The sequence below is a fragment of the Actinomadura sp. DC4 genome (assembly GCF_030406325.1).
GTDB lineage: Bacteria > Actinomycetota > Actinomycetes > Streptosporangiales > Streptosporangiaceae > Actinoallomurus.
Window position 1 is genome coordinate 62911 of record NZ_JAUEQY010000037.1, and the last position, 26292, is coordinate 89202.

The 26292-nt window shown below is 71.8% G+C and carries 11 protein-coding genes; 5 read left to right on the forward strand and 6 right to left on the reverse strand.

What is annotated here, in order from left to right; all coding sequences use genetic code 11:
- Positions 1-135: 135 nt before the first annotated feature.
- On the forward strand, positions 136-810 hold the full coding sequence (locus QWU11_RS40800; RefSeq protein WP_290119930.1) for a VanZ family protein: 675 nt from the start codon (positions 136-138) through the stop codon (positions 808-810).
- Here the strand turns inward: QWU11_RS40800 and QWU11_RS40805 are convergent.
- Together QWU11_RS40805 and QWU11_RS40810 are read right to left on the reverse strand one after the other, a co-directional pair.
- The gene (locus QWU11_RS40805; RefSeq protein WP_290119931.1) at positions 794-1384 is read right to left on the reverse strand and encodes a DUF4126 domain-containing protein; all 591 of its coding nucleotides are present in this window, start codon (positions 1382-1384) and stop codon (positions 794-796) included. The genes QWU11_RS40800 and QWU11_RS40805 overlap by 17 nt on opposite strands.
- A gap of 474 nt (positions 1385-1858) precedes the next feature.
- Positions 1859-4441, reverse strand: coding sequence for a CHAT domain-containing protein (locus tag QWU11_RS40810; RefSeq protein WP_290119932.1), 2583 nt, complete (start codon positions 4439-4441; stop codon positions 1859-1861).
- A gap of 108 nt (positions 4442-4549) precedes the next feature.
- On the opposite strand from QWU11_RS40810, the gene QWU11_RS40815 reads away from it, so the two are divergent.
- On the forward strand, positions 4550-6019 hold the full coding sequence (locus tag QWU11_RS40815; protein WP_290119933.1) for a S8/S53 family peptidase: 1470 nt from the start codon (positions 4550-4552) through the stop codon (positions 6017-6019).
- A 215-nt stretch (positions 6020-6234) separates the two neighbouring features.
- On the opposite strand, the gene QWU11_RS40820 is transcribed toward QWU11_RS40815, so the two are convergent.
- Genes QWU11_RS40820 through QWU11_RS40830 form a run of 3 tightly spaced genes read right to left on the reverse strand, consistent with a single transcriptional unit; the run spans position 6235 to position 22535 of the window.
- Entirely contained in the window at positions 6235-20262 is a 14028-nt protein-coding gene (locus tag QWU11_RS40820) for a toxin glutamine deamidase domain-containing protein (protein ID WP_290119934.1), read from the reverse strand.
- Between the two features lie 4 nt (positions 20263-20266).
- Complete coding sequence (locus QWU11_RS40825; protein ID WP_290119935.1) at positions 20267-20392, reverse strand: hypothetical protein; 126 nt, start codon at positions 20390-20392, stop codon at positions 20267-20269.
- A 25-nt stretch (positions 20393-20417) separates the two neighbouring features.
- Positions 20418-22535, reverse strand: coding sequence for a hypothetical protein (locus tag QWU11_RS40830; RefSeq protein ID WP_290119936.1), 2118 nt, complete (start codon positions 22533-22535; stop codon positions 20418-20420).
- Positions 22536-22864: 329 nt separating this feature from the next.
- On the opposite strand from QWU11_RS40830, the gene QWU11_RS40835 reads away from it, so the two are divergent.
- Both QWU11_RS40835 and QWU11_RS40840 read left to right on the forward strand, forming a co-directional pair.
- Positions 22865-23407: a sigma-70 family RNA polymerase sigma factor gene (locus QWU11_RS40835; RefSeq protein ID WP_290119937.1), complete on the forward strand. Its 543-nt coding sequence runs from the start codon at positions 22865-22867 to the stop codon at positions 23405-23407.
- A gap of 174 nt (positions 23408-23581) precedes the next feature.
- On the forward strand, positions 23582-24553 hold the full coding sequence (locus QWU11_RS40840) for a helix-turn-helix domain-containing protein (RefSeq protein WP_290119938.1): 972 nt from the start codon (positions 23582-23584) through the stop codon (positions 24551-24553).
- Positions 24554-24571: 18 nt separating this feature from the next.
- Here the strand turns inward: QWU11_RS40840 and QWU11_RS40845 are convergent, their stop codons facing one another.
- On the reverse strand, positions 24572-24898 hold the full coding sequence (locus tag QWU11_RS40845) for a hypothetical protein (protein WP_290119939.1): 327 nt from the start codon (positions 24896-24898) through the stop codon (positions 24572-24574).
- Positions 24899-25092: 194 nt separating this feature from the next.
- Here QWU11_RS40845 and QWU11_RS40850 point away from each other — a divergent pair, with 194 nt between their 5' ends.
- Complete coding sequence (locus QWU11_RS40850) at positions 25093-26142, forward strand: alpha/beta hydrolase (protein WP_290119940.1); 1050 nt, start codon at positions 25093-25095, stop codon at positions 26140-26142.
- Positions 26143-26292 lie beyond the last annotated feature (150 nt).

Sequence of the window (26292 nt, forward strand, 5' to 3'; positions counted from 1 at the left end):
CCCTCGCCGGTTCGGCGGCGTATATCGCGGGCGTATCGAGAATCGAATACGCCACCGTGACGGTCGTTCCGCTTCCATGACGGCATGGACCACAGCGCATCACCGTCAGCCTCAGCCCGCCGTACGCGCAGGATCGTGATCGCCGGCCTGGTGATCCTGGGTGTGGCGATCGCCGCTTTCGGCCCGGTCGGCGCGGTACTGAGGATCTTGTCCATGCCGGTGCGCGCGCCGGGGTGGTACGTCTGGGTCGGTACGTTCAACGGCGTGGCGCTCATCACGGTGGCCGCGCTGCCGTTGGCCGCGTTGGCGGTGTGGGCGCTGGCACGCCGCCGGAGTGTCACCGGCACCACGCCGGCATGGGCGTGGCGGAGGTCGCTGGCCGAGGTCGGCATCGTCTACGGGACGGTGCCATGGGTCTGGATGATCCTGCTGCCGGGCGACGAGGCCGGCGCCGTCGTAAGCCCGGTACCGCTGCGGGACCTGCTCACGATGGACACGGGCCAGGTCGTCGGCAACCTGCTGGTGTTCGCGGCGCTGGGGTTCCTCGCCCCGGTGCGGTCCTCCGCGCTGGCATCGGTGACGCGGATCCTGGCACTCGGGGCGGGCTGTTCGGTCCTGGTCGAGACCGCGCAGTACGTCCTTCGGCTGGACCGGGTGTCCTCTGTGGACGACGTACTGCTCAACACCGCCGGCGCCGGTCTGGCCGCGCTGGCCTCACACCGCTGGTGGCGCGCGGCCCCGGCATCAGGACGCCGTACGCAGGCCGGCTGCGAAGTGCAGGAGACGAAGGCCGTCACCCGTCAGGACTGACGCGCTCACGCCGCTTGCGGACCATTCGTATCATCCGCAATCCGATCAGCACGAGCACGATCAGGAACACGACGACGAGGGCCGGGACCAGGAGCGCGACGAGGCTCATCACGAGTGACATCGTGTCCTCCGCCGCGCTCACGAAGGGCGTTCCGACGCCGACCGTGCTCACGTTGATGACGGGACGCGCGCCGGCCTTGGTGACGTGCACGCAGAACGCGACGGCGACGCCGAGCACCCAGCCCACCCAGGGATGACCGGTCATCCACCCGGAGTGGTCGATCCGCGCGGCCGCGTCCGAGGCGGCGAAGACGGCACCGCCGGCCGCAGGCCGTACGAACGTCTGTATCGCGTCGTTGGCATGGTCGACGACGGCGACCTTGTCGAGAACGACCTCCGCGGCGAGCAGAACCGCCACGACCGCGATCGCCCATCCGTGACTCATCCACGCGAACTGGTGCGGCAGCACGATCACGTCGCTGAAGCGGGCCAGCAGGCCGACCACCAGGATCGGTATATAGGCGTTCAGACCGGCCGATGCGGACAGGCCGAGCCCGGTCAGTATCGCGAACATGCCAGGTAAGACGTCGTCGACACAGGAGAAGGTTCCTCCAGGAACCATCGCCCCTCTCACGAGCGTCGATTCGGCCGTACGGGGGGGTGAACGCGTGAGAGGTGTGGCGCGTCACTTTTCCGCCAGACACGCACCTGACGGACGGAACGGACGACGTGAACGATCGCAGTGCTGGGCAGTACTGGCCGGAACCGCTCGCGGACTCCACGTCGCAGGAACCGCCCGAGCGCGTAATCCCGAAACGGCGTCTGTCCGGTCGCGTGCTCGTATTCGGCGCCATCGTGCGCCTCGTCGTTCTCGTCCCGGTCGTCGTCACCGCGATGAACAGCGGGGACAAGGAGTCCGGGCCACCGCACACGATCACGAAGCCGGCCTCCTCGGCGGCGTCCTGCGCTGCGGTACGGGAAGCGGCAGCACCGCGGCGCGGGTCCGACGGAGAACCGTGCTTGCGCCCGGCAGGTGCCAGGCAGGGGCTCAGGCCGCGCCGATCGCCACGAAGGACAGCGCGCACGCCTGGTGCGACGGATCGTCCGGCATGCGCCGACGCGCGTCGTACAACGCCCCTGCCATGGACCCGCCGTCCTTCAGCGCCCGGTGCAGCGCGAGCATGAGAGGTACGGCGGCCCGGTCGTTGACCGGCACCACGGCAGCGACGATCCCGACGGTGCCGAGCGGGAGCAGCGCGGCGGCCAGGCCGAGCAGTTCGTCGGCGCCGACCGGCTCCAGCCGCGCCGAGTCGCAGCTCGGCAGGACGATCCGGCGCGGCGCGCGGCGGAGCCGTTCGAGGTCGTGGGCGCTGAGCGGGCCGTCGTCCATGTGCAGTGCGGAGAACATCGGGTTGTCGGACCGGAACGTCCCGTGTGCGGCCAGATGCGCCAGCCCGCAGCCGTCCATCGCGGCCAGCACCGCGTCGGCGGTCGCCCGGCCCTGGCGGAGGACGGCCGGCCCGTCGTGGACCGCGGCGAGCGCGGACACCTCGTCGCGTCCCCCGGCCAGCCCCGGGCCCTGGACCAGCACGACGCTCGGCGGGACCGGGCCCGCGCGCAGCGTCCGCAGCCACGCGTCCGCCGAAGGCGCCGCGGTGTGGACGCGGTGGCGGAGAGCGGGGAGTACGGCCCACGGGACACCGTGCAGGCCGGCGGGCGGCACGACGACCACCGGGCCCGCGCCGAGGTGCCGCGCGGCCGCGCCCAGGAGCAGGTCCTGCAGGCGGTGACCGCCCGTCTCCGCGAGCGTGAGGCGTTCCCGTGAGGCGCGGTACGAGAGGTGGTGCAGCGCGGACCGCAGGTGTTCCAGCTCGGTCAGCGCGTCGCGGGCCCGCCCGGCGGGAAACCTCCGGACCCGGCCCCGCGCGCACAGCAGGGCGTGCAACCGCCCCTCGACCTCGATGATCTCGATCAGCGTACGGTCGCCCAGCGCGGCGAGGAGATCCCGCGCGCCGAAGCGGCCCGTGGTCCCGCCCTCGCTCCTGGTCCGGTACGAGCGGGCGCGGATCTCGCCTTCCAGCCGGCGCAGCTCCCGGGTCAGATCGGTGTTCCGCGTGGTCTCCCACCGCCGGTGGATCTCCCGGAAGGCCGTGAGGTCGCGCAGGAGTTCGGGGTTGCCGGGCGGCCGGGCCGGAGGAACGGCGAGCGTGGTGGCCCGCCAGCGCTCGCTCCACTCGAGGAGACGCCTGGTGTTGCCGGCGCGGAGGTTGATCCGCTGGGCGAGCGCCGCCAGCTCGCCGCCGCGCGCGGTGGCGCGTGCCCGCAGCTCGGTGGCGCCGAGCGTGAGCCGGTACTGGTCGAGCAGTTCCAGGCCGCGGCGGCAGCCGAGGAGGGCCTGGGCGCCGTGGCCGAGCGCGTCCGCGCGCAGGGCGTACGCCAGCCAGCCCTCCGCCCGCGCCAGCGGCGGGCCGGTGAGCCGTCCCCGCATGGCGGTGGCGAGCGCGCGGTCGGCGTCGGCGGGCCTGGCCAGCGCCAGTGCCACCCGGCCCGCGAGCAGTCCGGCGGGCACCGCCTCGGTGGTGTTCAACGCGAGCCGCTCCGCGAGCGTCCCGGCCTCCCGGAGCAGCCTGACCGTACGTTCTCCCGAGGCGAAGCGGGCCTGGCAGTGGGCGAGCCTGGCCTGTGCGCGCCACCAGTCGCGCCGCTGGCGGGTGAAGATCTCGGCCGCCTCGGCGGCCCGTACGGCGGAGGTCTCGGGGTCACCGGCCGCGAGCGCGGCGCGCGCGGCGGACAGCAGGAGCTCGGCCCGCCGGATCGGCTGCCCCCGCGCCCGTTCGATCGCCCGGATGGCCTGGTCGGCCTCGCCGAGCGCGTCCTGGGCGAGGCCGGCCATCAGGAGCAGGCCCGAGCGTTCGACGTGCAGGACGTACATCGGGGTGCCGAGCTCGGCGTAGCGCCGGGCCGCCTCGTCGAAGTGCCCGAGCGCGGCCGGAACGTCGCCGCTGCGGTAGGCGGCCAGGCCGCGGTTCTCCACGGCCATGGCCATGTCGACCCGCTGCCCGGTCTCCGCGCACAGCCGCTCCGCCTCGGCGAAGTCCAGGTCCGCCGCCGCGGCCTCCCCCATCGCGAGCCGGACGGTTCCGCGGATGCTCAGCGCGCGGACCAGCCAGATCGTGTCGCGTGCGGCGCGGAAGACGGGTACCGCGAGCCGGAGGTCCGCCATGGCCTCGGCGTAACGTCCCAGCGTCCAGTAGGCCGCGGCCCGGCGGTGGCGCATCTGGGCCGCCGTCGGGCCCTCGGCGGACGAGAGCGCGGCTCCCAGCGTCGCGAGCCCCTGGCGGGTACGGCCCGCGAACACCAGCGCGGCGCCGAGAGTCCCGAGGACGTCGACCACACGATCGGCCGAACCGGAGCGGCGCGCGAGGTCGCGGGCACGCCGCAGGCTGACGATCGACGCCGTGACGTCCCCGAAGTCCCGCTCGTAGATGCCGATCGCCTGATGGGCGACCGAGGCGTCGAAGGCACTCGGGGAGTCGGACAGAAGGGCTCGTGCCGCCGAGACCGCCTCTTTCGGCCGGGCGAAGACCATGGGAAGCAGGTCGAGCGAATTCCCAGAACCGCCTCCGGCCACGCGGTCGATGCTAGTTCGGTGAATCGCGGCTCGTCCATCCGGAGATGTATCAGGAAGAGGCTCTGGGACTCTGCCTCATGAAGCCACTAACGACGAGGAGATCGCTTAATGCCATCGCGAAGGTTCGTCGAGCAGCTCGAGACCATCCAGTCGGATATGAACGCTCCGATCGCCGCGGGTTCGTCGGGCACCGGTCCAGCCGATCCGCCCTGCGTGTTCCGGCGCGGCATGATCATGGTGAGTCCGCAGGACGCGGACCTGCTCTGCAACGCCGACGACAGCCCCCTGCGGGATCTCCACGCCCGGCGGAGCGACGACATCGAGCGCTCGGGTCTGGCCCGCGTACGCGTCGGCGAACCCACGGACGAGGAGTTGATGGGCACCGGCGTCATGGAGGTGGACGCCCACGTCGGGGAGGCTCTCCACCGCCTCGGGAGCACCTTCCGCGGACGGACGATCCCCGCTTCACCAGTCCACCTCATCGGGATCACGAACGGAACGGTCTGCCCGGCCGACGAGCCGTGGCCGGCCACGGCGCCGCCGAGCATCCACGGAGCGGCGGTCGCGGGGCCGACGCAGCGCCGGCCACGCGTCCTGGTCGTCGACACGGGCCTGGTGGCGGGGTTCGGGGATCTGTCCGGTCTGCGCGACGTCTGGGGAGACTTCAGGCTCGACGAGACCGACAAGGACGGGTATATCCGCGAGTACGTCGGCCACGGAACCTTCATCGCGAGCCTGCTGGGGGCCATGGCCCCGACCGCGGACATCTACGTCAGCAACGCGATCCCGCGACCCGGTGCGACGTTCGAGGACGACTTCGGCGACAGCCTCTTCACCGCAGTGGAGGCGTTCCGGCAGAGGTTCGCGCCGGACGATCCCGACGCGTGGCCGGACATCATCAGCCTCTCCGCCGGGACCAACCTCTACTACGACCCGGAGAGTGGCTCCGGCCGTCACAGAAACGGCCTGCTCGCGCTGAACAATTTCATGCAAACGCTGAAGGACAAGGCGACGCTGCTCGTGGCGGCGGCGGGCAACAATGGAAACTCCATCCGCTTCTACCCGGCGGCCCTCGCGGAGCAGAACGATTTCTCCGAGGCCGTCGTCTCCGTCGGCGCCCTACGCGAGAATCCCGCCGACGGACGGACCTGTTTCAGCGACTTCGGCCCCTGGGTCAAGGCGTTCGCTCCCGGAGAACGGCTCGTCGCCGACTTCTCGGCGGCTCCTCGCAAACTCCATTACCAGCACAGGACGTTCGACGAGTGCCAGTTCCTTCCGCCCTCGGACAACTACCCCTGCCCCTGCCAGACCCCGCCGCACGACGGAGTGGCCACGCGCGACTCGCACACGCGGAGTCCGCTCGTCTCGGTCGGGGACTTCACGACCACGCACCGGGCACAGTGGAGCGGCACCTCGTTCGCGACCCCGATCGTCGCCGGCTACATCGCACAGCGGATGGCACTGGACGACCGCGCCGACGCTCGCGGCGTCTACGCGGACCTGCGAAAGACGCTCCCGAAGATCGAGGTCGCGGGCGAAACGGCCCTCAAAGTCGTCCCCGATCAGCTCTCACGTTGAGCGGAGCGATCGTCGCTTCTCCGTACGCCGCCGACGCTGGGCTCTCGTCAGAGGAGCGCCCAGCGGCGGACGGGCTCCGGGTGGTCGGCGCGGCTCGCCGATGTCCGGACTTCCTCGGTTGCGTCGGGGTTCATGTCTAGTTCTACGGCTCGCTCCGCCGGATAGTTCAACGTGGACGAGCGAATTCACCCACCCGCCGGGCTTCGGCGGGCCGGTCACCGTGACCGCGGCGCGTACGGGAGGCGGATCCGCTCACCGCCGTCCGCGGGGACCAGGTAGAGCTCGGTGCCGATGACGCGCATGACGTAGGGGATCCGGGACCCGGCATCGGCCGCTTCCGGCTCCCAGCCGGCGACGGTTCCGAACGCGAACGTGCGGGGGAACAGCCGCAGACCGGACGCCACGTGCACGTAGTTCCGCCCGTGGCGGGCCCAGCCCTCCGGGTCCAGGCGTCTCCTGTCCGGCAGCTCGATCCATCCGTCGTCGCTGATCCGGAGGACATTCGCGTTGACCTGGGATCCTTCCGCCCGGCCCTCGCCCTCGCGGACGAACCTCGGCCACGAGTCCGAGTTCCCCGGATCCGGTGCCTCGGCCTGGCCCCCGGTGCTCCGCGGCGCCGGATCTGACGGCGCCCGCCCGGCCGATTCCGGCGCCGGTCCCGGTCCATGCTTCGGAGCCCGTCCCGGAACCGGCCTGCCGCCCGGACCTTCTCCGCCCGGACCCTCCCTGCTCGGATCCTCCCCGCCCGGGTCTTCCCCGCCCAGGTCTTCCCCGCCTGTGCCCTCTTCGCCTGGGCCCTCTTCGCTCGTGAGCCGGCCGAGCAGGCTCTCGAGGTCGTTCAGTGCCGAGTTCATGGCGTCCAGCCGGAGTGTTGGGCGGAACGGCGCGGGCCGGTCGGCGTAGGCCTCCTCCGCGCGCACGTCCTCGAAGGCCAGGACGTGCGCGGTCACCTCGTCGGCGGCGCTCGGCCGGCGGCCCTCCGGCAGCCGCGACACGGCGTCACGCAGCCGGCCGGTCAGGTCGGCGAACCGTTCCTGCCGCGCCTGGATCCGCGCGGCGAAGTCGGCCCTGGCCGAGGCCGACGAGGCCGGCGGGAGCGGGTGGTGGGCCTCCCAGGCGAACGGCGGCGCGGACGAGTCGACGGGCCGGGTGCCCATGTAGTGGTTGACGCGGCGGATGAACGGCAGCCGGGTACCGCCCTGGTAGGTGAAGTGCTGCGGCTGGACGAGACCGGTGTCGACCAGGGTGAGCGGCAGGCCGAGCTCGTTCGCCGCGATGGCGATGACGAGGTCGCCGGCCTCGTTCTCCCAGCTGTTCATGTCTTCGACCTGCTCCACCAGCTCGCCCCAGCGGGCGTCGCCCCGGTTCAGGAACAGCTCGGCGTACCGGGAGGGCAGGCCCTCGGCCGCGACCGCGAAGTCGGCCCGCAGCCGGCCGGCCAGCCACTGGCGCACCAGCCGTACGGCCTCCAGGCCGGGGCCGGCTTCCCTCACACCGTCGATGTGCGCGGCGAGGTACTCACCGGCCATCGCGATCAGGCTGTGGTAGAAGCAGTTGTGGTCGCCGGGGACGTCCAGCGGCACCACGCCGTACGGGGCCAGCAGCCGCTGCTCGTGAATCGGGTCGGAGCGTGCCGCGCTGAGCTCCGTAGCCCGCCGGTCGGCTTCGTCCACCTCGACCCGCACCGATCCGACGGGAGCGCGCCGCGCCGGTGCGGGGGCACGCCGGACCGGCTCCGGCTCGACCCGCGGCGCCTCGGACTCCTCACTGATGGTCGGCTGGAGGGTCCGCGTCTCTACGGACGTCCGCGTCCGGCCGGGCGCGTCGGTTCGGACCGAGGCGACCGGACGGACCGGCGCGACCGTGGGGACCGGCCGCGGAGGCGACGACGGTGTGCGTGCACCGGCCCGCGGAAAGACGCCGCGGGGGTCCGGCCGGGCGACGACGAAGACGTCGTGGCCCCGGCGGATCGCGTCCAGCTCCGTACGGTCCACCACGAGGTCACCGTGCGCGCCGGGGAGCGCGCGCCGGTAGGTGCCGTCCGCCAGCACCACCGCGGCGCCCGTCCCCGCGGGGCCGGTGAACCAGATCCAGGTGCCCTCGGGCAGGTCCGCGGGCAGCGCGAGCGTCCACGCGACGATGCGGTCCGAGACGTCGGAGAGGAACCACTGGACCGTCCGCGCGGGGATCCGGACGCGTTCGGACTCGGTGAGGAAGCGCACCGCTCCCTTCGAGTCGTTCGCGACGTCTGCCAGGGTCATCCCGTACTCGTGGCCGGTCGTGCTGGTCAGCCACGAGAGCGGGGCGTACTCGCCGAGCGCGCCCAGGTCGCGCCAGGCGGCGCGTTCGGCCGGCGGACCGCCGATCAGGTGGTTCCCGTCCGCGTTGACGTACAGATGGGGGTCGTCGGACGGGGTCGTGTCCACCTCCACGACCGTCCTGTGCGCCTCGCCGGGTCCCGGCGGGTAGCGCGACGGCTCCACCTTGGTCGCCACCGGGCGGGCGATGACGAAGGTACGGGACCCGCCGAGCAGGACCCGTGCGTAGCTCTCTCGCAGAACGGTGACGGCCATCTCCCAGGGCTGGTAGATGTGGAAGCCGTCCGCCAGCACCTGGGCGGCTCCGCTCGCCTCGCCGGCCTCCCGGCCCGAGAACCAGATCCACGTGCCGACCGGCAGGCCGGCCGGCAGCCGCGTCGTCGTCTCGACGGTGCCCTCGGGGTGCCGGTGTAGAGCGCGCTCGGCCCGGTCCACGTCGGTGAGCGAGCCATCGGCCAGGAACCGTGCGGCCCCCGGAAGATGGTCGCGTACGACGTCCTCCGCGCTCAGCGGCCAGTCCGGCCGTCCGGAGGTCAGCCAGGCGATCGGGGCGTACGCCGACACCGGTCCTTTCTGAGTCCAGGCCGCGTCGGCCACCTGCCCGGCGCCCCATCCGTGGTGGCCGCGCCGATGCTGGTAGACGTACGGGTCGGGGGGCACCTCGCCGTACGCCGCCTCGGACATGAGACGGACCTGGGGACGTGCGGCGGAGGCGGAGGCGCGTCGCTGCTCGGCGAGCTGGAGCGCACGCCCGAACGACGTCGGCCCGGCCGAGCCGATGTCCGGACTCGGGCTACGGGACACGGCCGGGGTCACCGCCGGGCTCTGCCGCCGCGACGCCGCGGGGCTGCCGCGCCGGGGCGTCATGGAACCCCGGCGGGAGACCGGTGAGGCCCCGGTCACCGCGTACTCGTACGTGCCCGTCGCCAGAGACCGGACGAGGCTCGTGCTTCGCGACGTCGACGCCGAGTGCGACCGGCCGCGATCGGGCCGTTCGGTGGTCCGGCTGAGCGCTATCTCCCGGAATTCGCCGAAGTCCAGCGCGACATGGCCCTCATCGCGGATCTCGGTCGTGGGATTGAGCAGGATGCCGTCCGGGTCCAGTTCGAAGGAGAAGATCCGTTCCGCGTCGTTCGGCGGCTCCACCCGCTCTCCGGTCTGCCATTCGTACCAGCGGATCTCCCGGTCGTCGTTGACCGCGAACGTCGTGCGCGTATCGGCCGGGGAGAACGCCGTGACGATGGAGAGAGAGCCGGGCCCGGCACTGCGAAGAACCTGTTCGAGCTGTTCGACCATCTGGAACGCGGTCGGTGCGGTCCACTCGTGATACGCGCGGTTGAAACGGTCTCTCGCCGCCCGCTGCACGTACGTCTCGACGCGCCGCAGATCCTCGGTGATCGTACTGACCAGCGCGGCGTCCCAGCTCCTGGGCCGTCGGGACGGACGTGCGAGACCGCGGAGCTGCGTGATGAGGCTTTCCGCGAGTTCATGGTTCTCCCCCGCCTCCACGGTCTGCTGCCCGAGCGCCGCCCGTCGCTCGCGCTGCTTCTTGCTGAGGCCGGTGCCCTTCGGCAGAGCGGCGAGTTCGTCCGAGAGGCGACCGGCCTCGCCGGCCCAGTGGGCTTCCGCCCGCCGGGCCCGGTCCAGCACTTCGGGCAGGTCAGGGTCGACGGAGGACAGGCGGTCACGGCGCTCGGCGAGTTCGCCGGACACCGCCTGCTCGAAGGTCAGCTGCCGGGTCCAGGAGGTGTTGTAGAGCTCGGCCAGCAGGTCGTCGCCCAGCTCGTACAGGTCGACGTCGTCGCGTACGACGGCCGACAGCAGGCCGAGGCTCTCCGCGTCGTCGGAGGTGAGCTGGACGGGGTCGCCGTCCGCAGGGTCGAGGGCGTAGACGCGTCCGCCCGGGTCGGCCCAGACCTGGTACGTCGTGCCGGATCGGTCGTCGTCCAGCCGGACGTGGGCGCCGAGCTCGTGCGCGACGTCGCGGGCGAGGGTCGCCGGGTCGAGGGCGAACACCGAGACCTCGAGAGGCAGCGCCAGCACCTCCGCACCGCCCATGTGCCCGGCGTGGAAGTCGTTGACGTACTCGATGAGCTTGGACACGTCCCCGCGCCGGGAACGGCCTTCACCGGCCATCCACTCGGCGAGCCGGTCGTAACGGACCTGGTAGTCCGGAGGTGGCACGGGGACGGGCGGGCCCGCCGCGGCGGCCTGGACGGCCTGCACGATGGCGGACGCCCACTCCAGCACCGCCCGCACGGGGCGTACCTCCGCCCCCACGTCGAGGGTGAGGACCAGAGGGCGGTCGGCGCCGCCCTGCTCGCGGATCCGCCGGACGACGTGCTGATAGGCGTGTGGGGCGTCCACGTTCCCGGCGACCGCCTCGGCCAGCAACGTGGTGAGGTCGAACGAGGGCGCGCCGTCCAGTCCGGCCCAGGCGTGGACATCGAGTCGAGACTGCAGCTCGGCCTGTGCCTTCGGCGCTTCCTCGGTCATCCGCGCGAGCAGCTCTTCGTACTCGGCCTCGAACATCTCCACGTACACGTCACCGGTGATCGGGTCGCTCCACACCGGCGCCTGGTGCGTCGGCTTGCCGAAGAGGCCGTGCACGGACTTCGTCGCCACCAGCCAGAGCTGGGCGCGCATGCGCACCAGGAGCGTCGCGCCGAGTTCCTTGACGTGCTGTTCGCGACGGTAGTTCTCGGTGCCGGCGGCGGCCTGACCGGCGCCGGTCGTGCGGTTGGCGGACAGGGTGAGACTCCAGCCGTTCGCCGGAGTGTGGTGGCCGATGTCGCCCGCGCCGGTCATCGAGAGGTCGACGGCGGGACGGCTCAGGTCGCTGCTCGCCGCCGCGGTGGTGCCGCTCTGCTGCTTGACGTAGTGGCCGGTGCCGGTACCTTGCCCCATCCGGCCGATCACCTGCATGCCGAACAGGTTGCCCCTGAGCGACAGGGCGACCCTCTCGGTGGAGTCGCCGGGGACGAACAGGTTGGTGGCCAGTTCGTACTCATCCCCGCCCGTGGCCTCCCGCAGGTGGTTCGTCAGGTGCGTCCGCGACAGGAGCACGGGCAGGGACAGGCCGGAGCGCAGGTCCGGCCGGCCGGGCGCGGGATCGAGGAACCTCTCGACCCGTCCGGGAGGGAACATCTTCCCCAGGAGTGCTCTGGCCACCGGTAGCGCGTCGTCCAGCAGGGCGCCTGCGACGAAGACGTTCCCCGGCAGCCTGGGGATCGGCACGAGGTCGCGCAGCGGCGCGGGTCCGCGCGCCACGCCCGCCTCGGCGAGCGCGCGGGGCATCCGCAGCGTCAGTTCTCCCTGCTTCACGGCGTCGGGGACCTGGTCGCCGTGCCGCGTCGCGGCGCCGAAGGTGTCCAGGAGCCGGTTGTTCACCGGACGGCCGGGCATTTTCAGCCGCACCACCGCCACCGTCAGCGTGTGATCCAGCCTGAGCCGGTAGCGGCCGCTCCAGTCGTAGGCGGTCTGCTCGTCGACGTAGTTGTCCGACCGGGTCGTGCCGCGATGGTTTCCCACCGCGGTGCGCAGGTCCGCCCCGCCGGCCAGGTGGGTCCATCCCGGCCCGAACCTGGCGGCGGTGAACGACTGCGACGCGTCCCTGGACTTGAACTCGGACTCGCCCTTGTAATTGTGGCCATAGGTCTCCAGGCCGTTGCCGGGTATGTACTCCCCCACTCTGGGCGCCGAGGTGAGGACGTCGGTGAGCGTGACCTTGATGACGTCCGCCAGCAGCCAGCCGACCGGATGGACCAGGTAGAAGGAGAATCCGTCCCTGGCCAGGACGTCCTCCCACATCGCCTGGTCCCGGCCACGGGCGAACATCGCCTGCAGGGCGTCGATGCCGCCCTGCATGGTGCCGATCTTGCGCCCCGCCTGGTTCCAGATCTCCGCGCCCGCGGAGAGCAGGCCGGGCGCGATCAGGTCGATCTGCGCCCTGACGATCTCGTATGTGGACTGCCCGCTCTGGTACCTCAGGTCATCGACGCCGATGTGCCCCAGCATCTGGCCGCCCGGATCCCTGCGGGTGAGGTACTCCGGCATCTCCAGGTGCTGGTGCGGCAGGGTCGGCTCGGTCAGCTGCTGCCCGAACTCCTCGTTGAACGCCTCCCGCACGGCGGTGGACCAGATCGGCGCGCCGCCGTGCCGGTGCCGGTCGGCGAGCGTCCGGACCAGCGCGTCCACATCGACGCCCTGCGGCGGATGCCACCGCATCAAGATCCCGGCCACCACGTCGCCGCTCACCTGGAGCAGGCCTTTCCGCCAATCCGCCATCGCCTTCGCCAGCCGGTCGTCCGAGAGGTTCGAATCGCGGTGCCGGCCGGCGTAGTGCGCGAGGTCGACGGGCTCCCCGGGGACCAGATAGGGGTCGCCCGGATCCGGGAGCGGGTGACCGAACTTCTTCGTGAACGCGAGGCGTACGGCGGCGTCCCGTACCGGTGACGCGCCGTTGAGGTGCATCTCGGCCAGAGTCCCGGCCGCTTTCCGGACCTCGTCTCGCGCCGCCTTCGTGGTGTCCTGGTCGTACCACCGGAGAAGGACTCCCGCGGCATCGTCGCCGGACAGCCTGAGCTCGCCCTTTCGCCACCGGCCCATGGAGTCCAGGAGCCGGGAGTCAGAGACCGGCAGGTCACCCTGAGCGTAAGAGGACAGTGCGATCGTGTCGGGCACGCCGTAGACCGCGTCGGCGTGCACCGGCGGCACCTGGTCGTAGACGAGCCTGCCGTTCAGGAGCTTCGAGTGCCCCTCCATCAGAGCCGTGACGAAGAGGCTCACCCTCACCTTGTAGAAGAACATCGGCCGGAAGGTGAGCTGGATCATCTCCTTGGCCCCGGTGCGCCCGTTGCTCTTCCCGCGGTTGTACTGCCAGTGCCGGGCCGTGTCGATCTCTCCGCTCAGGCTGACCGGACCGGCGAGGCCGCCGAAGGCGAGCTCGGTCTCGTCCAGGGTCACTCCCTTGAAGTCGGAGTCGGTGAGCCGGTTCTCCGCGAGCCAGAACTTGATGTTGGCCATGACGAACGGATCGTCGGTGGCGCCCACGAACTGCGAGGGGCCCAGGTGGCCGCGGATGTCCAGTGCGGCGAGCTTGTCGCGGAAGATCCCGGGGTCGAACAGCTGATCGGTGGTGTACTCGCCGTTGAGGATCTCCTTCAGGTGCGCCCGCAGCGCGATCGTTCCCGCGAACGTGCTGATGTCCTGGTCGGCCCGGCCCGCCGGCCCGCTGATGCTCGTCAGTGCCCGGCCCGCGGCGTCACGCATGCCGGTCGCGTCGAGGAAGTAGACGACGCCCTGGTCGAGCACCTCCTTCGGCGTCGGGTTCGGCGAGACGGGGCCGTCCTCCGTGCCGACGGGAAGCACCCGTACCACCGCGGTCTGGCCGGGGATCGGGATCGGGGCCGGATTGCGGGTCGGGAAGATCAGGCCCTGTGGCCCCGAGTGCTCGTACTCGATCGTGATCTCATAGTCGCTGGTGACCTCGAACTCGTCGACCACGCCGGGGTACTCCAGCAGCTCCGGACGGTTGTTGAGGAAGCCGACCGAGTCGGTGGCGCCCATCCCCCACTGGTACTCCAGGCCGACGCCCACCCCTCTGAGGACGTTGTACAGCGCTCTGAGCTTGACGCCGACGGCCGCCTTCCGGCTGTGACCGACGGACTGCCCGGCCGAGTCCATGCCCATCGCCAGGTTGACCGTGTGGTACTGGTTCGTGCTTCGCAGGAACCTCGGCGGGTGTGCGGGATTCCGCCGAGCCCTGATGGTGATCTTCGCGGAGTGGACGTCGAGGTCCACCCCCAGCCCGCCGCGCCGTTTGCGCAGCGTGAACGTCTTGCCGTCCTGCTGGAGCCCGTCGAAGTCCGACTCGAATCCCCGCAGCGAGACGAACTTCTCCAGCTGATCCAGGTTGTCCAGCTGGCTGTCCCGCTTGTTGCCGTGGCCGTACCACGTCAGGCCGCCGAACAGGTCGTCGTCCGGCGGCAGGAAGCCATCCTCGCGCAGGCGTGTCGTGAGCGCGGTCATCACCGCGTCGACGGTGTCCTCGTCGACCGTGACCAGGCCCATGCCGACGCCTTTGCCCTGCGCCACGTACGAGGGGACCGCCTTGCGGGCCGGGTCGTTCGGACGCGGGCCGGTGCCGCGGATCGTCTCCGGCGTGTACGCGGGAGACTTCCCGTCGGCGGGCGGCTTCTTCAGCGCCTCCCGATCCACCGGGAAGCCGTGCTCGTACGCGTCGGGCTCGGGCATCCGGACCAGCGCCCGGCCGAGCACCGCCTCGGTCCGCCGCGGCCGGCCGCGCCGGCGGACGCGGACCGTCGCGGAGTGGCGGAAGGGAACGGAGTACGCGACCGTGTGGCCGGTGTACCGGGGTACCACCACCCACAGGCCGGTACGCCCCGCGGAGATCCCGTAGACGTTCGTCGCGGTGTAGCCGGCGTACAGGCTGACGCCGAGGTCCAGGTCCTCGATTCCGGTGGGGTTCGGCGTCATGTCGAACTCGAGGCTGGCCGGGGTCACCGAGGTGGCGTTCGTGAGAGTGTGGCCGCCGCTCATGCCGTCGATGGCGGTCCGTACGTTCTCCAGGTGCGCCTTGTCGCTCGTCTGGCCGACGCGGACGGCGTTCGGCAACCGCTCGGAGCGAACGGTCACCTCCGCCACCGGCCGGCCACGCTCGTTGTGCAGCATGATCCGGTATCTCCGCCGGTCGACGGCCTCGTCCAGGTGGGCGCTCAGGTTCCAGAGCTTCTGCTGGAGCTCGTCACGGGTGAGGCTGCCGATCGGGAGCCTGAGACCCTGGCCGGCGAGCGTCGCGACGATCTCGTCGAACAGCCGGGGGATCTCGGTGAGGCCGGACGCGTAGTAGAAGGCGGGCAGCCGGTCGCTCCGGGTACCGGACGCCGACACCTGCGCCGGCGCCGTGTCGAGGTAGTGCTGCGGGATCCACAGCAGCAGCTTCTCCTCGCCGGCGGCCGGGAGACGCGTGGGCGGCACGTCGGCCCAGCGCTGGTTCCGGTCGGTGCGGACCCGGAACGACCAGTTCGGCGTGTACGCGACCAGGGTCGCCTGGGTCCGGTTGTCCTCGACGTGGCCGCCCTCGGCGTCGGCGATGTGGGACGTCGTACGGCCGGACTGGTTGGCCGTGCCGGAGACCGACGCGCCGACCCGTACGACGTTCAGGATGTTGGGCGTCACACCGATGCCGAAGCTGAGTGACAGGGCGCCCCGGGTACCGCCGGTCTGCCCGGACTGCGTCTGTACGTGCGCCCCGGTGGCGAAGTTGGCGTTCACGGTGTCGGGAGCGTTGTGATGACCCTCCACCCGCGGCAGGCCCGACGGCGCGGTCGTCGAGGCGGCCGGGTTGAACGGCACGTGCGGGTCGGTGGGGTCGAGAGTGATCAGGATCTCGGCGGATCCGAGCCGTACCGGCAGGCCGCTCGTGTCGTTCTGAGCGCCGGTGCCCAGCAGGAACGGATAGTTCGCCAGCAGCCGATGTGCCAGGAGGACCTTGGTGTGGGCGGCGAGTGGGGGTTTCCCGAGGCGGGTGAGCTCCTGGTCGATGGCGACGACGAGGTCGCGCGTCCGTGGCAGCCCCGCACGCGGCACGCCGATCGACCGGATCATCGGATCGGCCGTGATCGGTGTGGCCACCGGAGGGGGCTGGAGCGCCGCCGGCAGCGGAGGCGGGACCAGGCGGGACGGGTCCGGCGCCGTCCGCCCGGCTCGTCCGGCCGCCGTCTCCTCGCGAGCCTCGCTGGGAAGCGGGATACCGTGAGGGTCTCCCCCGGCGTAGAGCCGGAAGCTCTCGTCCTCGGTCTCCTCGAGCGGCGAGTCCGGTTCGAAGCTCAGCCGCGACAGCACTCGGCCGCGCTCCCTGTCGTACGCGGCCTCGTGCGGCGTGGCGACCACGGGACTTCCGAGCGTCCGCGAGAGCCGCCCGGCCACGGCTCCGCCACCGGAGATCACCAGGTGCGGCAAGGCGCCCGGCGCCGTGTTCTCGACGAAGTGCGCGGCCAGCACCTCCATCGGGATCTCCTGGTCGTCCGCCATCACCCGGCCGTCCTGCGCCGTGCCGAACACGTAGACGGTGTTCCCGCGCCCCTCGTCGTCCATCCGGAGAAGCGAGTCCCGGTCGAACGCGGGCGCGCTCGGCGGCGCGCCCGGCAGCCGGATCGCGACCGGCCGGTCGTTCACCTGGCCCACCTCGCTCAGCCGGGCCAGATCGGCCAGATTGAGCTCGCCCGACACCGGTGACCCGGCGGGCGTCGACGCCGGCGATTCCCCGGGGGCCGGAGGGGTCGCGGGCGTCGCGTCCTGCGGGACGTCAGGCCGCCGGCCGGTTTCGTCGCGCGCGACGTCGCCCGGGGTGAACCGGATCCGCCTGGCCGTGGTGGGGGCGGGCTCCGGGTCGGTTCGCAGGCTCGACCGCGGTGTCCGGCCCCGGCCCGGCGAGTGCGGGGCGTGCGACGGCCGCGCGGTGGCCTCGTCTTCGTGAGGGTCGCTCGTACGGTCGCCCGTCGCCGCGGCGGACTCGGCCGAGGGGTCGGCCCCGACGACACGTCCCGGCCTCCCCGGCGCGGCGGCGACGGCGATGCCCGCACGCGGGAAGCCCTCGCTGGTGGGCAGGAACCGCAAGGTGCGGAACCGCTCCGGCAGGACCGCCCGCGCCCCTTTCTGACCGTCCAGGAAAACGATCCGGCCGCCGTCGTTCACGGCGTTGAAGACATGGTCGACGTCGGTGCCCTCGAAGCCGGCCACGACCATCCCGCGTGCGCCGTCTCCGGCCCTCGCCATGGCGTGCACGATCGCGCCGAAGTCCGTGACGTCGATCGGGTCACCCTTCCCGAAGTTGCGCAGATGGTCCTGTGGCGCGCCCCCCGACGGCGGTACCTGGAAGTACGGCAGCCGGCCGGGCTCCTCCCCGGGATGGCGGGCGGCCTCTTCGAGTGTGAGATCGGTGCCGATCGCGGCGAGAAGGCAGTTCGTGGCGAAGTCGTCGCCCCGCCCGTAGTGCGGGTTGATCCGGGAGAGCCATGGATACCGGCGCCGGACCTCTTCGTCGGTGAGCCGGGCCGGCGAGGCGGGCGTGCCGATCGGTCCCGGCGTCGGATCCGCCGGCTTCGGCCGCCGCCCGGTCTTCGGGAAGCTCATCCAGCGGACGCCTCTGTGCGCGCCGGTCCCGGTCCGCGCACGGTCGACGCGGGCCACGACGTCGACACCGAGTCGTACGGCGGCCGCACGGGCCGCGGCGGCGGGCACCAGGGCGGTCTCGTCCGCCAGGACGACGAGCCGCTCGGCGGTGCCCAGGTCGTCGCGGGTCACCTGGCCCAGGTCGGCCGCCTTCACCATGAGGGCGCGGTCGGTCACCGCGGCGGGCAGTCCCGTCGACTGGTCGGCGGATGGCACTGCCGGGACCGGAGCCGGCACGGCTTCCCGCCGGGTGTGGGAGGGGTCGGAGGGGCCCTGGGAAGCGGGGCCCTGGGCCAGAACCTTCGCCGACGGCGGGGTCCCGGCGGCGGACACACTCTCCACCTCCATCGAACCGCCGGACGACCCCGGCACCCCCAACGCATCCCGCGACGCACTCCCCTCCGCGTGGGGCCGGACCTTCACCGACGGCCCGGTCCCGGCGGCGGACACACTCTCCACCTCCATCAATCCGCCCGACGACCCCGGCACCCCCAACGCATCCCGCGACGCACTCCGCTCGGTCTCGGAGGGGGCTTTCGCCGCCGGCCTGCTCCCTGCGGCGGAGGAGTCTCCCCCGCGGGGCTGCTTCACGGCGGCGGGGTTCCGGTCCGCGGGGGCGGGCTGGGCGCGGAACGGGTCGCGGTCGCCGTAAGAGGGCGCGTCCGGGCGGCCACCGGGCACGGGCGGCTTCGGTTCGGCCGGGTGCGGGGGCGCCACCTCCGCGGCAGCGTTCCGCTCCGCCGCGTCCAAGCCCGCTTCCGGGGTCGGCGGCCTGACCTCGGACGGTCCAGGGACACGCCCAGCCAGCCCCTTCCCGCTCGTGCCAGGCGTACTCGAAGCCGGGCGCGCCGGGCTACCGGGACTCCCCGCCGCCGCATCCAAGCCCGCTTTCGGCGACGGCGACCCGACCTCGGACGGTCCAGCAGCACGCCCCTTCCCGCCCATACCGGGTGCACCCGAGGCCGGACGCGCCACACCGGCAGGACCCCCCGCCGCCTCAGATCCCGCCTCCGGAGATGGCGACCCGACCTCGGCTACACGCCCAGCCGACCCGTTCCCGCCCGTGCCAGACGTACTCGGAGCCAACCGCGCCGGGCCGGCGGGACTCCCCGGCGGCTCAAAGCCCACTTGCGGGGTCGGCGGCCTGACCTCAGACCGTCCGGCCACATGCCCAGCCGACCCGTTCCCGCCCGTGCTCGGCGTACTCGGAGCCGGACCCACCGGGCCGGTGGGCCTCCCCGCCGCATCCAAGCCCGCCTCCGACGACGGCGACCCGACCTCGGACGGTCCAGCCATACGCCCGGCCAGCCCCTTCCCGTGCATACCGGGTGCATTTGAGTCGGGACGCGCCAGGCCGGCAGGGGCCCCCGCCACGGCCGGGGTGGCGCGGTCGCCCGACCTCGTCGTAGCGGCGGACGGCGACGGCGACGGCGACGGCGACGGCGACGGCGACGGCATCGCGCGGACGTCATCGCGCGCTACCGGTGGTTGGACACCGCCGCCGCGCATCGCGTTCGCGGGCGGCGCCGGGCCGTCCGTTCCGCTCAGGCCGGCGGGCGGGCGCGCGTACTCCTCGCCGTCCCTCTCCCCGGCGTCCTTCTCCCCGCTGCCGCTCTCCCAGTCGTCCTTCTCATCGTCGCGCTCGACCAGCCGTCGATACCCCTCGGCCTTCGGTCCCCGTGTCGCCAGGTGGTGGCCGAGTGCGTGGCCCGCCTGGTCGGCGATGTTCGAGGCGACTCCCGAGGTGAAGGAGAACGGGTTGAACTGGAAGCCCTGACCGTTGGCCGCGCTGACCACGCCCTCGGTGATGCTCTCGTGCAGCCCCTCCTCGACCATCTCCACGAGCGCGGGCACGCCCACCTGGGCGAGGCGTATGCGGAGTGGCCTGTCGGCGGCGTTCAGCAGCTCCTTCGTCACCGTCGTGGCGATCTCCCTGGCCGGGGCCCGGTCGAGGGTACGGCCGGCCCCGGTCACCGCGCCGGTCACGGCGGCCTTCACCGAGGCGAGCGAGATGTCCTTGCCCAGCGCCTTGGTGAGCAGCGTCGTGAGCTTCCCGCTGAGGGCGTGCGAGAAGACGGAGAACGGCAGCGCCAGCGCGCCGCCCGCCACGCCGACCTCGATCGCGCTCACCGTCGACTTCAGGTCCCAGCTCGTCCGGGTGCCCTTGGCGAACTGGATCGCCTGGGTGAGCACGTCCAGGGCGGTCTGGAAGGCGACTCCGGTCAGCTCGGCCATGGCGAACTGGAGGAGCAGGCGGCCCCACCAGGTGTTCAGGAGAGCACGGACGATCGCCATCCGCGCCGCGAGCCAGGTCATGCTCGCGCCGGCGGTCCAGAACGCCATCGCGATCGCCCAGGCGATCTGGGCGATCAGCAGGACCAGTTCCTCGATCGAAATGATCTTGATGTACTCGACCTGGGTCGCCGTCTCCCGCAGGAACGAGGCCAGCCCCTCGAACTGGTCGGCCGCCGCCGGGAGATAGCGCGGCTCCTCGGTGACGTACGGAGCCATCATGTCGGCGAACTTGATCGCCGACTTGCCGGTGAAGTCGGCCCTGATCTGGTGGACCGTCTGGACGAGCAGCGGGGCGAGGTCGTCGCGCATGGTGCCTGCCGTGTCGCTCCAGATCCCCGCGACCTCCCGCAGTTCGTCCTCGTTCGCGCTCGGCCACTGCTCCCCGGTCAGGACGAGGAAGATCTTGCCGACCTCGGGCGATACCTCGATGGCCATGGGATCAGCCCTTCCTCATCATGTCGCCGGCCCGCTCGTACGTCGCCGATGACGGACCGGCCGGGCGAGTCAGGCCCACCCGCCCGCCGGCCGTCGCGGGTCGTACGCCGTGGTCGAGGGTGTCCGTCATCGGTCTCTCCTTCCGTCCGAGGTGGTCAGCCGGCCGCCGTGGAGCCGCCGGTCTCCTGCTGGGCCTCCTGGGGCTCCGTACGGGGGCGGCGCGGCGGGTCCGTACGCCTCCGGCCGCGGACGGCGGCGGCCGAGAACATCTCCTCGGCCTCGAACTCGTCGTCCTCGCCGAGACGGCCGATCACCCCGGAGCCGACCGCCACGGTCGTGCCCCAGATCTCCTCGTCCTCCGCGAGCCAGGTCTGCCGCTGCCGTTCCTGCGGCTTTTCGCCACCGGCCCCCGCGCCGCCCATCATCGGCGGGAAGAACGGGACGCCGCCCGATCCGTCACCCGAGGACGCCGCGCCGGGCGGCCCGGCCGGGCCCGCCGCCTGCGCCGGCGTCGGCATTCCGTTCCCTCCTCCGCCGGGTACGGCCGCGAAACCGCCGCCTACGCCGGAGCCGCCCGGCCCGCCGCCGAAGCCGCCGGGCAGGCCACCCGCGCCCGCCTGGGCGCCGGCCCCGTGACCGATCGACAGGCCACCGCCGTTGCCGGCCCCCTGCCCGGCCCCGGGGAACGTGAGGTCACCCGCGCCGCCGCCGGGCGGCAGGGTGCCCGGGGGCAGGACCGTGTCCGAGCGCCCCGCCCCCGGAGACAGGATCGAGGGGTCGAGGTCACCGTCACCGACCGGGAAGGTCCGGCCGTCGCCCGGGCCGCCGGGCTCGACGAAGGCACCGTCCCCGCCTGGCCCGACGGTGCTCGTGCCGCCCGCGTCGCTCCCGGAACCACCCCCGGGCGCCGTCAGGCCCGGGAAGACCGTCCCGCCCAGCCCACCGGCCGCCGGGTCGGCGCCGCCGGCTCCCACGTCACCGGGTGACGGCAGGCCTCCCCCGGCACCGGGGTTCGAAAGATCCGCGCCCCCGCCGGCGGACGGGTCGAGCGGGCCCCCGCCGGGGTCCAGCAATCCGTCTCCACTCGGATCCGGCAGACCTTCGCCGTCGGCACCACCGGAAGGATCGGGCAGGCCCGTACCGTCCGCGCCCGCGTGGGGATCGGGCAGGTCCTTACCGTCCGCACCGGCGTTCGGATCGGGCAGGTCCTTACCGTCCGCGCCCGCGTTCGGATCCGGCAGGTCCTTACCGTCCGCGCCGCCGTCCGGGTCCGGCGGGCCCTTGCCGTCCGGGCCATCGGTGTCCGGCGACGGCTTGGGCATGGTCTCGGCCGGCGGCGGCGTGATCGCGACGAGCGCGCTGGCGGCCAGCTGGTACGCCGGTTGCAGCCGCGCGATCGCCGCCTGCGCGGGCGGGTCGAGCGAGCCCTTGAGCTTCGCGGTGACGTCAGCGGTGATCCGGCGGTTGATGGCCGACCAGCCGGCCGCGGTCGAGAGGTCGCCGAGCGGATACCTGGACATGGCGTCCTGGATGAAGGTCTTCGCCCCTGCCGTGTCGTAATCGTCCAGGGCATAGTTCGCGTCGCCCTTGACGATCCTGCTGGAGTGGATCCAGTCCATGACGGCCGCGACCTCGGCGTTGATGCGTTCGACAACGAAGTCGCGCAGGCCGGAGACGCTCTGCCAGGCGTTCACCATCGACGTGTTGAACGCCTGCAGCGCGTCCCCGGCCGCGCCCACCGCGTCGGCGATCGGCGCGCCGTGCCTGCTGGTGAGCTGCTCGTGGGTGTCGGTCAGGCCGTCCCCGTTCGCCTTGAGACGCCACCGGACCAGGAACGCCGCCTTGCCCCGGATCGCCGAGTCGGCGGTGTTCACGCTCCCGGCCCAGGCGTGGAGGCCGTGTGCGGTCCCGTCGGCCCACACGGCCATCATCTTGATCGCCATCTCGAGGTCGCGCAGGCTCTGCAGGTCCATGCTCCCCCGCCGGCCCCGGCCGACGTCGTTCATCATCGCGTCGATGCCGGCGACGGCCGCGGCCCAGGCGTTGATGGCGTCTTCGTTGAAGTCGACGGCGAAGTAGTAGTGGTCGAAGGCGTGGTAGCTGACGCTGCCGGTCTCGCTTCCGCCGCTGTTGAACTGCAGCCATTCCGCGTTCGCCGCCGCGTGCAGGTCGGCGCCCTCGCCGGTGACCGCCGCGAGGGCCTGCTCGAACGTCCACTCCGGCCAGTTGGCGTTGCCGGGAACGCTCGGCACGCCGGCAGGGTCATCCGCCATGGGTCCTCTCCGCGATCAGAACCGAAGCCTCTTGAAGCGCCATGGCCCGGAGAACGGTGCCCGGCGCACCGAGGGTTCACTCACGCAGAAATGCCGCAGGCGACCTATCCGGCAATTTCCTCTCAGTGCACGGCATTTCTCTCGACGTGCACAGAGAAATCCGGCGAACAATAGCTATGAGCAGCGAGAACACCTCTCCATACAGCCAGATAAGGAGGTGTCCGTTGGCCGTACACCGGGTCGTTCGTTGGGGCGTCATTGGCGGCCCGCCGCACGCTCTACCCACGTTCACAAAGCCACACCCGGCAATGCGGAAATGGGGAATCACGGTGCGGAAAGACACGAACAACGACGCCACTCTCGACGAGGCCCGCCTGGCGGAGCTGTACCGGCGGCACGGAGCCCCGCTGCTTTACAGCCTCACCCGGCTCACCAACGGCGACCGGGCCAAGGCCGAGGACATCCTCCAGGAGACGCTCGTGCGCGCCTGGCGCAATCCGAAGGCGCTGGACTGCGGTCCCGCCGCGTGCCGGCGCTGGCTGTTCACGGTCGCCCGCCGGATCGCCATCGACCACTTCCGCATGGTGGCGGCGCGGCCCACGGAGATCCCGGACGAGGCGCCCCAGGAGCGGGTCCCGGCGTACGACCCGTACGACGAGCTGGTCGACGCGTACGACATGGAGGCCGTGCTCACCCGGCTCCCCCGGCACCACCACGACGTCGTGGTCGAGCTGCATCTGCGCGACCGGTCGATCGCCGACACGGCCCGGCTGCTCGGCGTGCCGATCGGCACCGTCAAATCGCGCAACCACCACGCCATTCGCGCGCTGCGGTCCATCTTCGCCGAAGAAGAGACCGACACCGCGGCCTGAGGCCGCCGCCGGATCGGTCGTTGGTGACCTCGGCGTACGTGACCGGCGCCGGCAACGATCACTTTTCCGTACCGGAACACTGACCTTATGTGGACAGCCCGCAACCGAACTCGACGCTTACTATTCCGGCAGACTCCTCGATCCCCGGGAGTGCCGGGTCTGGAGGTGGGAGGAATGGTCCTCATCCTCGACGCACAGCAGGTGCGCCCACGCGATCGGGCCGAGGCGATCCGGGAGACCATCTGGAGCTCCGTCGTACGGGTCGAGATCGAGCACCAGCGCGACCCGAGGCGGATCGCCGCACGAGGCACGATCAGCGACGTCGGCCGGTTGAACGTCTGCTCGGTGCACTCCAACGCCACGACCGTCCGGCGTACGCCACACCTCACCCATGACGACCTGCCGCCGAGCGTGTTCTTCGGCCTGCAGGTGTCCGGGTCCAGCATGGTCGTCCAGGGCGAACGGGAGGCGATGCTGCGCCCCGGCGACATCGCCCTGTACGACACCACCCTCCCGTACACCCTGGTCAACGACTCCGGCATCCACCAGCACTTCTTCCGTATCGCACAGAACGACCTGGCCCTGCCCGCCGACGCGCTCACCGAGCTGACGGCGCTCCGGCTCAGCCGGAGCGATCCCGTCCTGGACCTGGCCTCGACGTACCTCCAGCGGATGGCCGACCACCTGATGGCCGCGAACGACTGCCTCGCGACCGACCTCAGCGAGCCGACCATCGAGCTCATCCGTGCGGCGATCATGACCCGCCTGCCCGACCCGCGCCTGGCACGCGAACCGCTCAACGGCACGTTAGAGCTGAGGATCATGGAGTACGTGCGCGCGCACCTCGCCGAGCACGATCTCAGCGCGACGCGCATCGCCTCCGAGCACCACATCTCCGTGCGCCACCTCTACGCGATCCTGGCACGGGCGGGCATCAGCCTCGGCGACTGGATCCGGGAACAGCGCCTGGAGGAATGCCGGAAAGAACTCACCAAACCGGGCGCACGAGAGACTCCCATCTTCTCCACTGCGCAGCGATGGGGATTCGTCAACGCCGGCCATTTCAGCCGGGTGTTCAAGGAAGCGTACGGAATGTCGCCGCGGGAATGGCGCGATCGCCGGCGGGCCGAACACCAGGACGACTGAGCCCCCGATCCGAACCGGTCAGCCCTTCCGGCCCGTTCCGGCGTTCTCAGTGGCCGTGTCGTTCACGTCTCCGAACAGGACACCGAGATCCGCCGCGACGGCACCGTGCCGCTCCAGCAGGTCCGCGGTGTTCCTGACGAACGCGACGCCGTCCTTCGCCGCCGGGCCGTACGCCTCTCTCAGCGCTTTGCCGATCTTGTCCTCGCCGCCGAGATCACCCTTCTCCGCCGCGATGTTGACACCGGCCTCGATCTCCCGCATGAGTTCACCGATCCGCCTGAGCCGGCCGGCGCCGGCCTTCAGACCGCCGATCTGCACACCGAACGCCGCATCGTCATCGGCCATCACGCTCACCTTCCTTTCGTGGGTCGTCACCGGAGACGGTGGCCGGTCCGGGAAAGGTTCATCCGGGGAAATCCGACTCCGCTGAGAGTGCTCGGTCCTTTTCTCACCATGCACCGTCATGTGCTCTCTCTTGGCCGCCCCGGTACGCGGACCTACCGTTACTGAGAATGCACGAATGGTGAAAAGGAGTGACCATGAGGTCTCTGCCATCCGTCCTTTGTGCCGCGCTGCTGGCGGCGGGGGCGACCTTCGCCGCCGCTCCCGCGCACGCCGAGTCCCGGCCGGGCACCCACTGCGCGGCGCACACGCTGGACGTACGGCTCGCCGACGACGGCCCGCGCGCGTACCGGATGTGGGGCGAGCTGTGCCATCGGGGACGGACCGCCCCCGCGACGGTGCAACTGCTGATCCCGGGTGGCGGATACAACAGCACCTACTGGGACTTCCCGTATCGGAAACGCGTCTACTCCTATGTCCGGGCGGCGACGGCGGCCGGCTACGCGACGTTCGACGTCGACCGCGTCGGCAGCGGACGCAGCACGCATCCGCCGTACACCGACATGACCATCGCGGGTGAGGCCACCTCGATGCACGACGTCGTGACCGCCCTGCGCTCCGGCGCGGTCGGCGGCCACGCGTTCCGGCACGTCATCGAGGCCGGGCACTCCTTCGGCTCGGCGGTCGGCGTGACGGAGGCCGCCCGCTACCACGACGTCGACGGGTTCATCAGCCTCGGCGGCGTCCACGCCGTCTCCGACGCCGCGCAGGACATCTTCGACTCGTTGCACGACGCGAACCTCGACCCGAAGTTCGCCGGCCTCGGCTACGACGGCTACCAGACCACCGTGCCGGGCACGCGCGGCCACCTCTACCACGACACCCGCACCTCCACTCCGGCGATGATCGCGCTGGACGAGAGGCTCAAGGACGTCTCGTCCAGCACCGGAGGGCCGGAGATCGTCGCATACTCCCTTCCGGCCACACCCGGCGACGCGATCAGCCGGCGGCTGACGATGCCCGCGCTGGTGCTGGTGGGCGGCAGCGACCTGATCTTCTGCGGCGCCGGCGCCATCGACTGCACGAGCACCGCGAGCCTCCGCCGGGCCGAGGCACCGTACTGGCCGGCCGGGCACGTGCGGTTCGGCGTCATCCCGAAGACCGGGCACTCCCTGCAGGAGAGCACGACCGAACCCGTCACGGCGGCGGTCATGCTGGCCTGGGCCCGCACCGTCGCACGGCCATGAGCCGCGCGATGTGCCGGGAGCGCACGGTACGCGGCCGAATGTGCTGAGTGTGCACGGCTCTGTTCTCACCGTGCGGAGTTCGCCGCGGGTGCGCGGCCGGACCGGCGCGCAAGCGTAGAAACGACGACCAGAGCCATCGCCGAGCCCGAC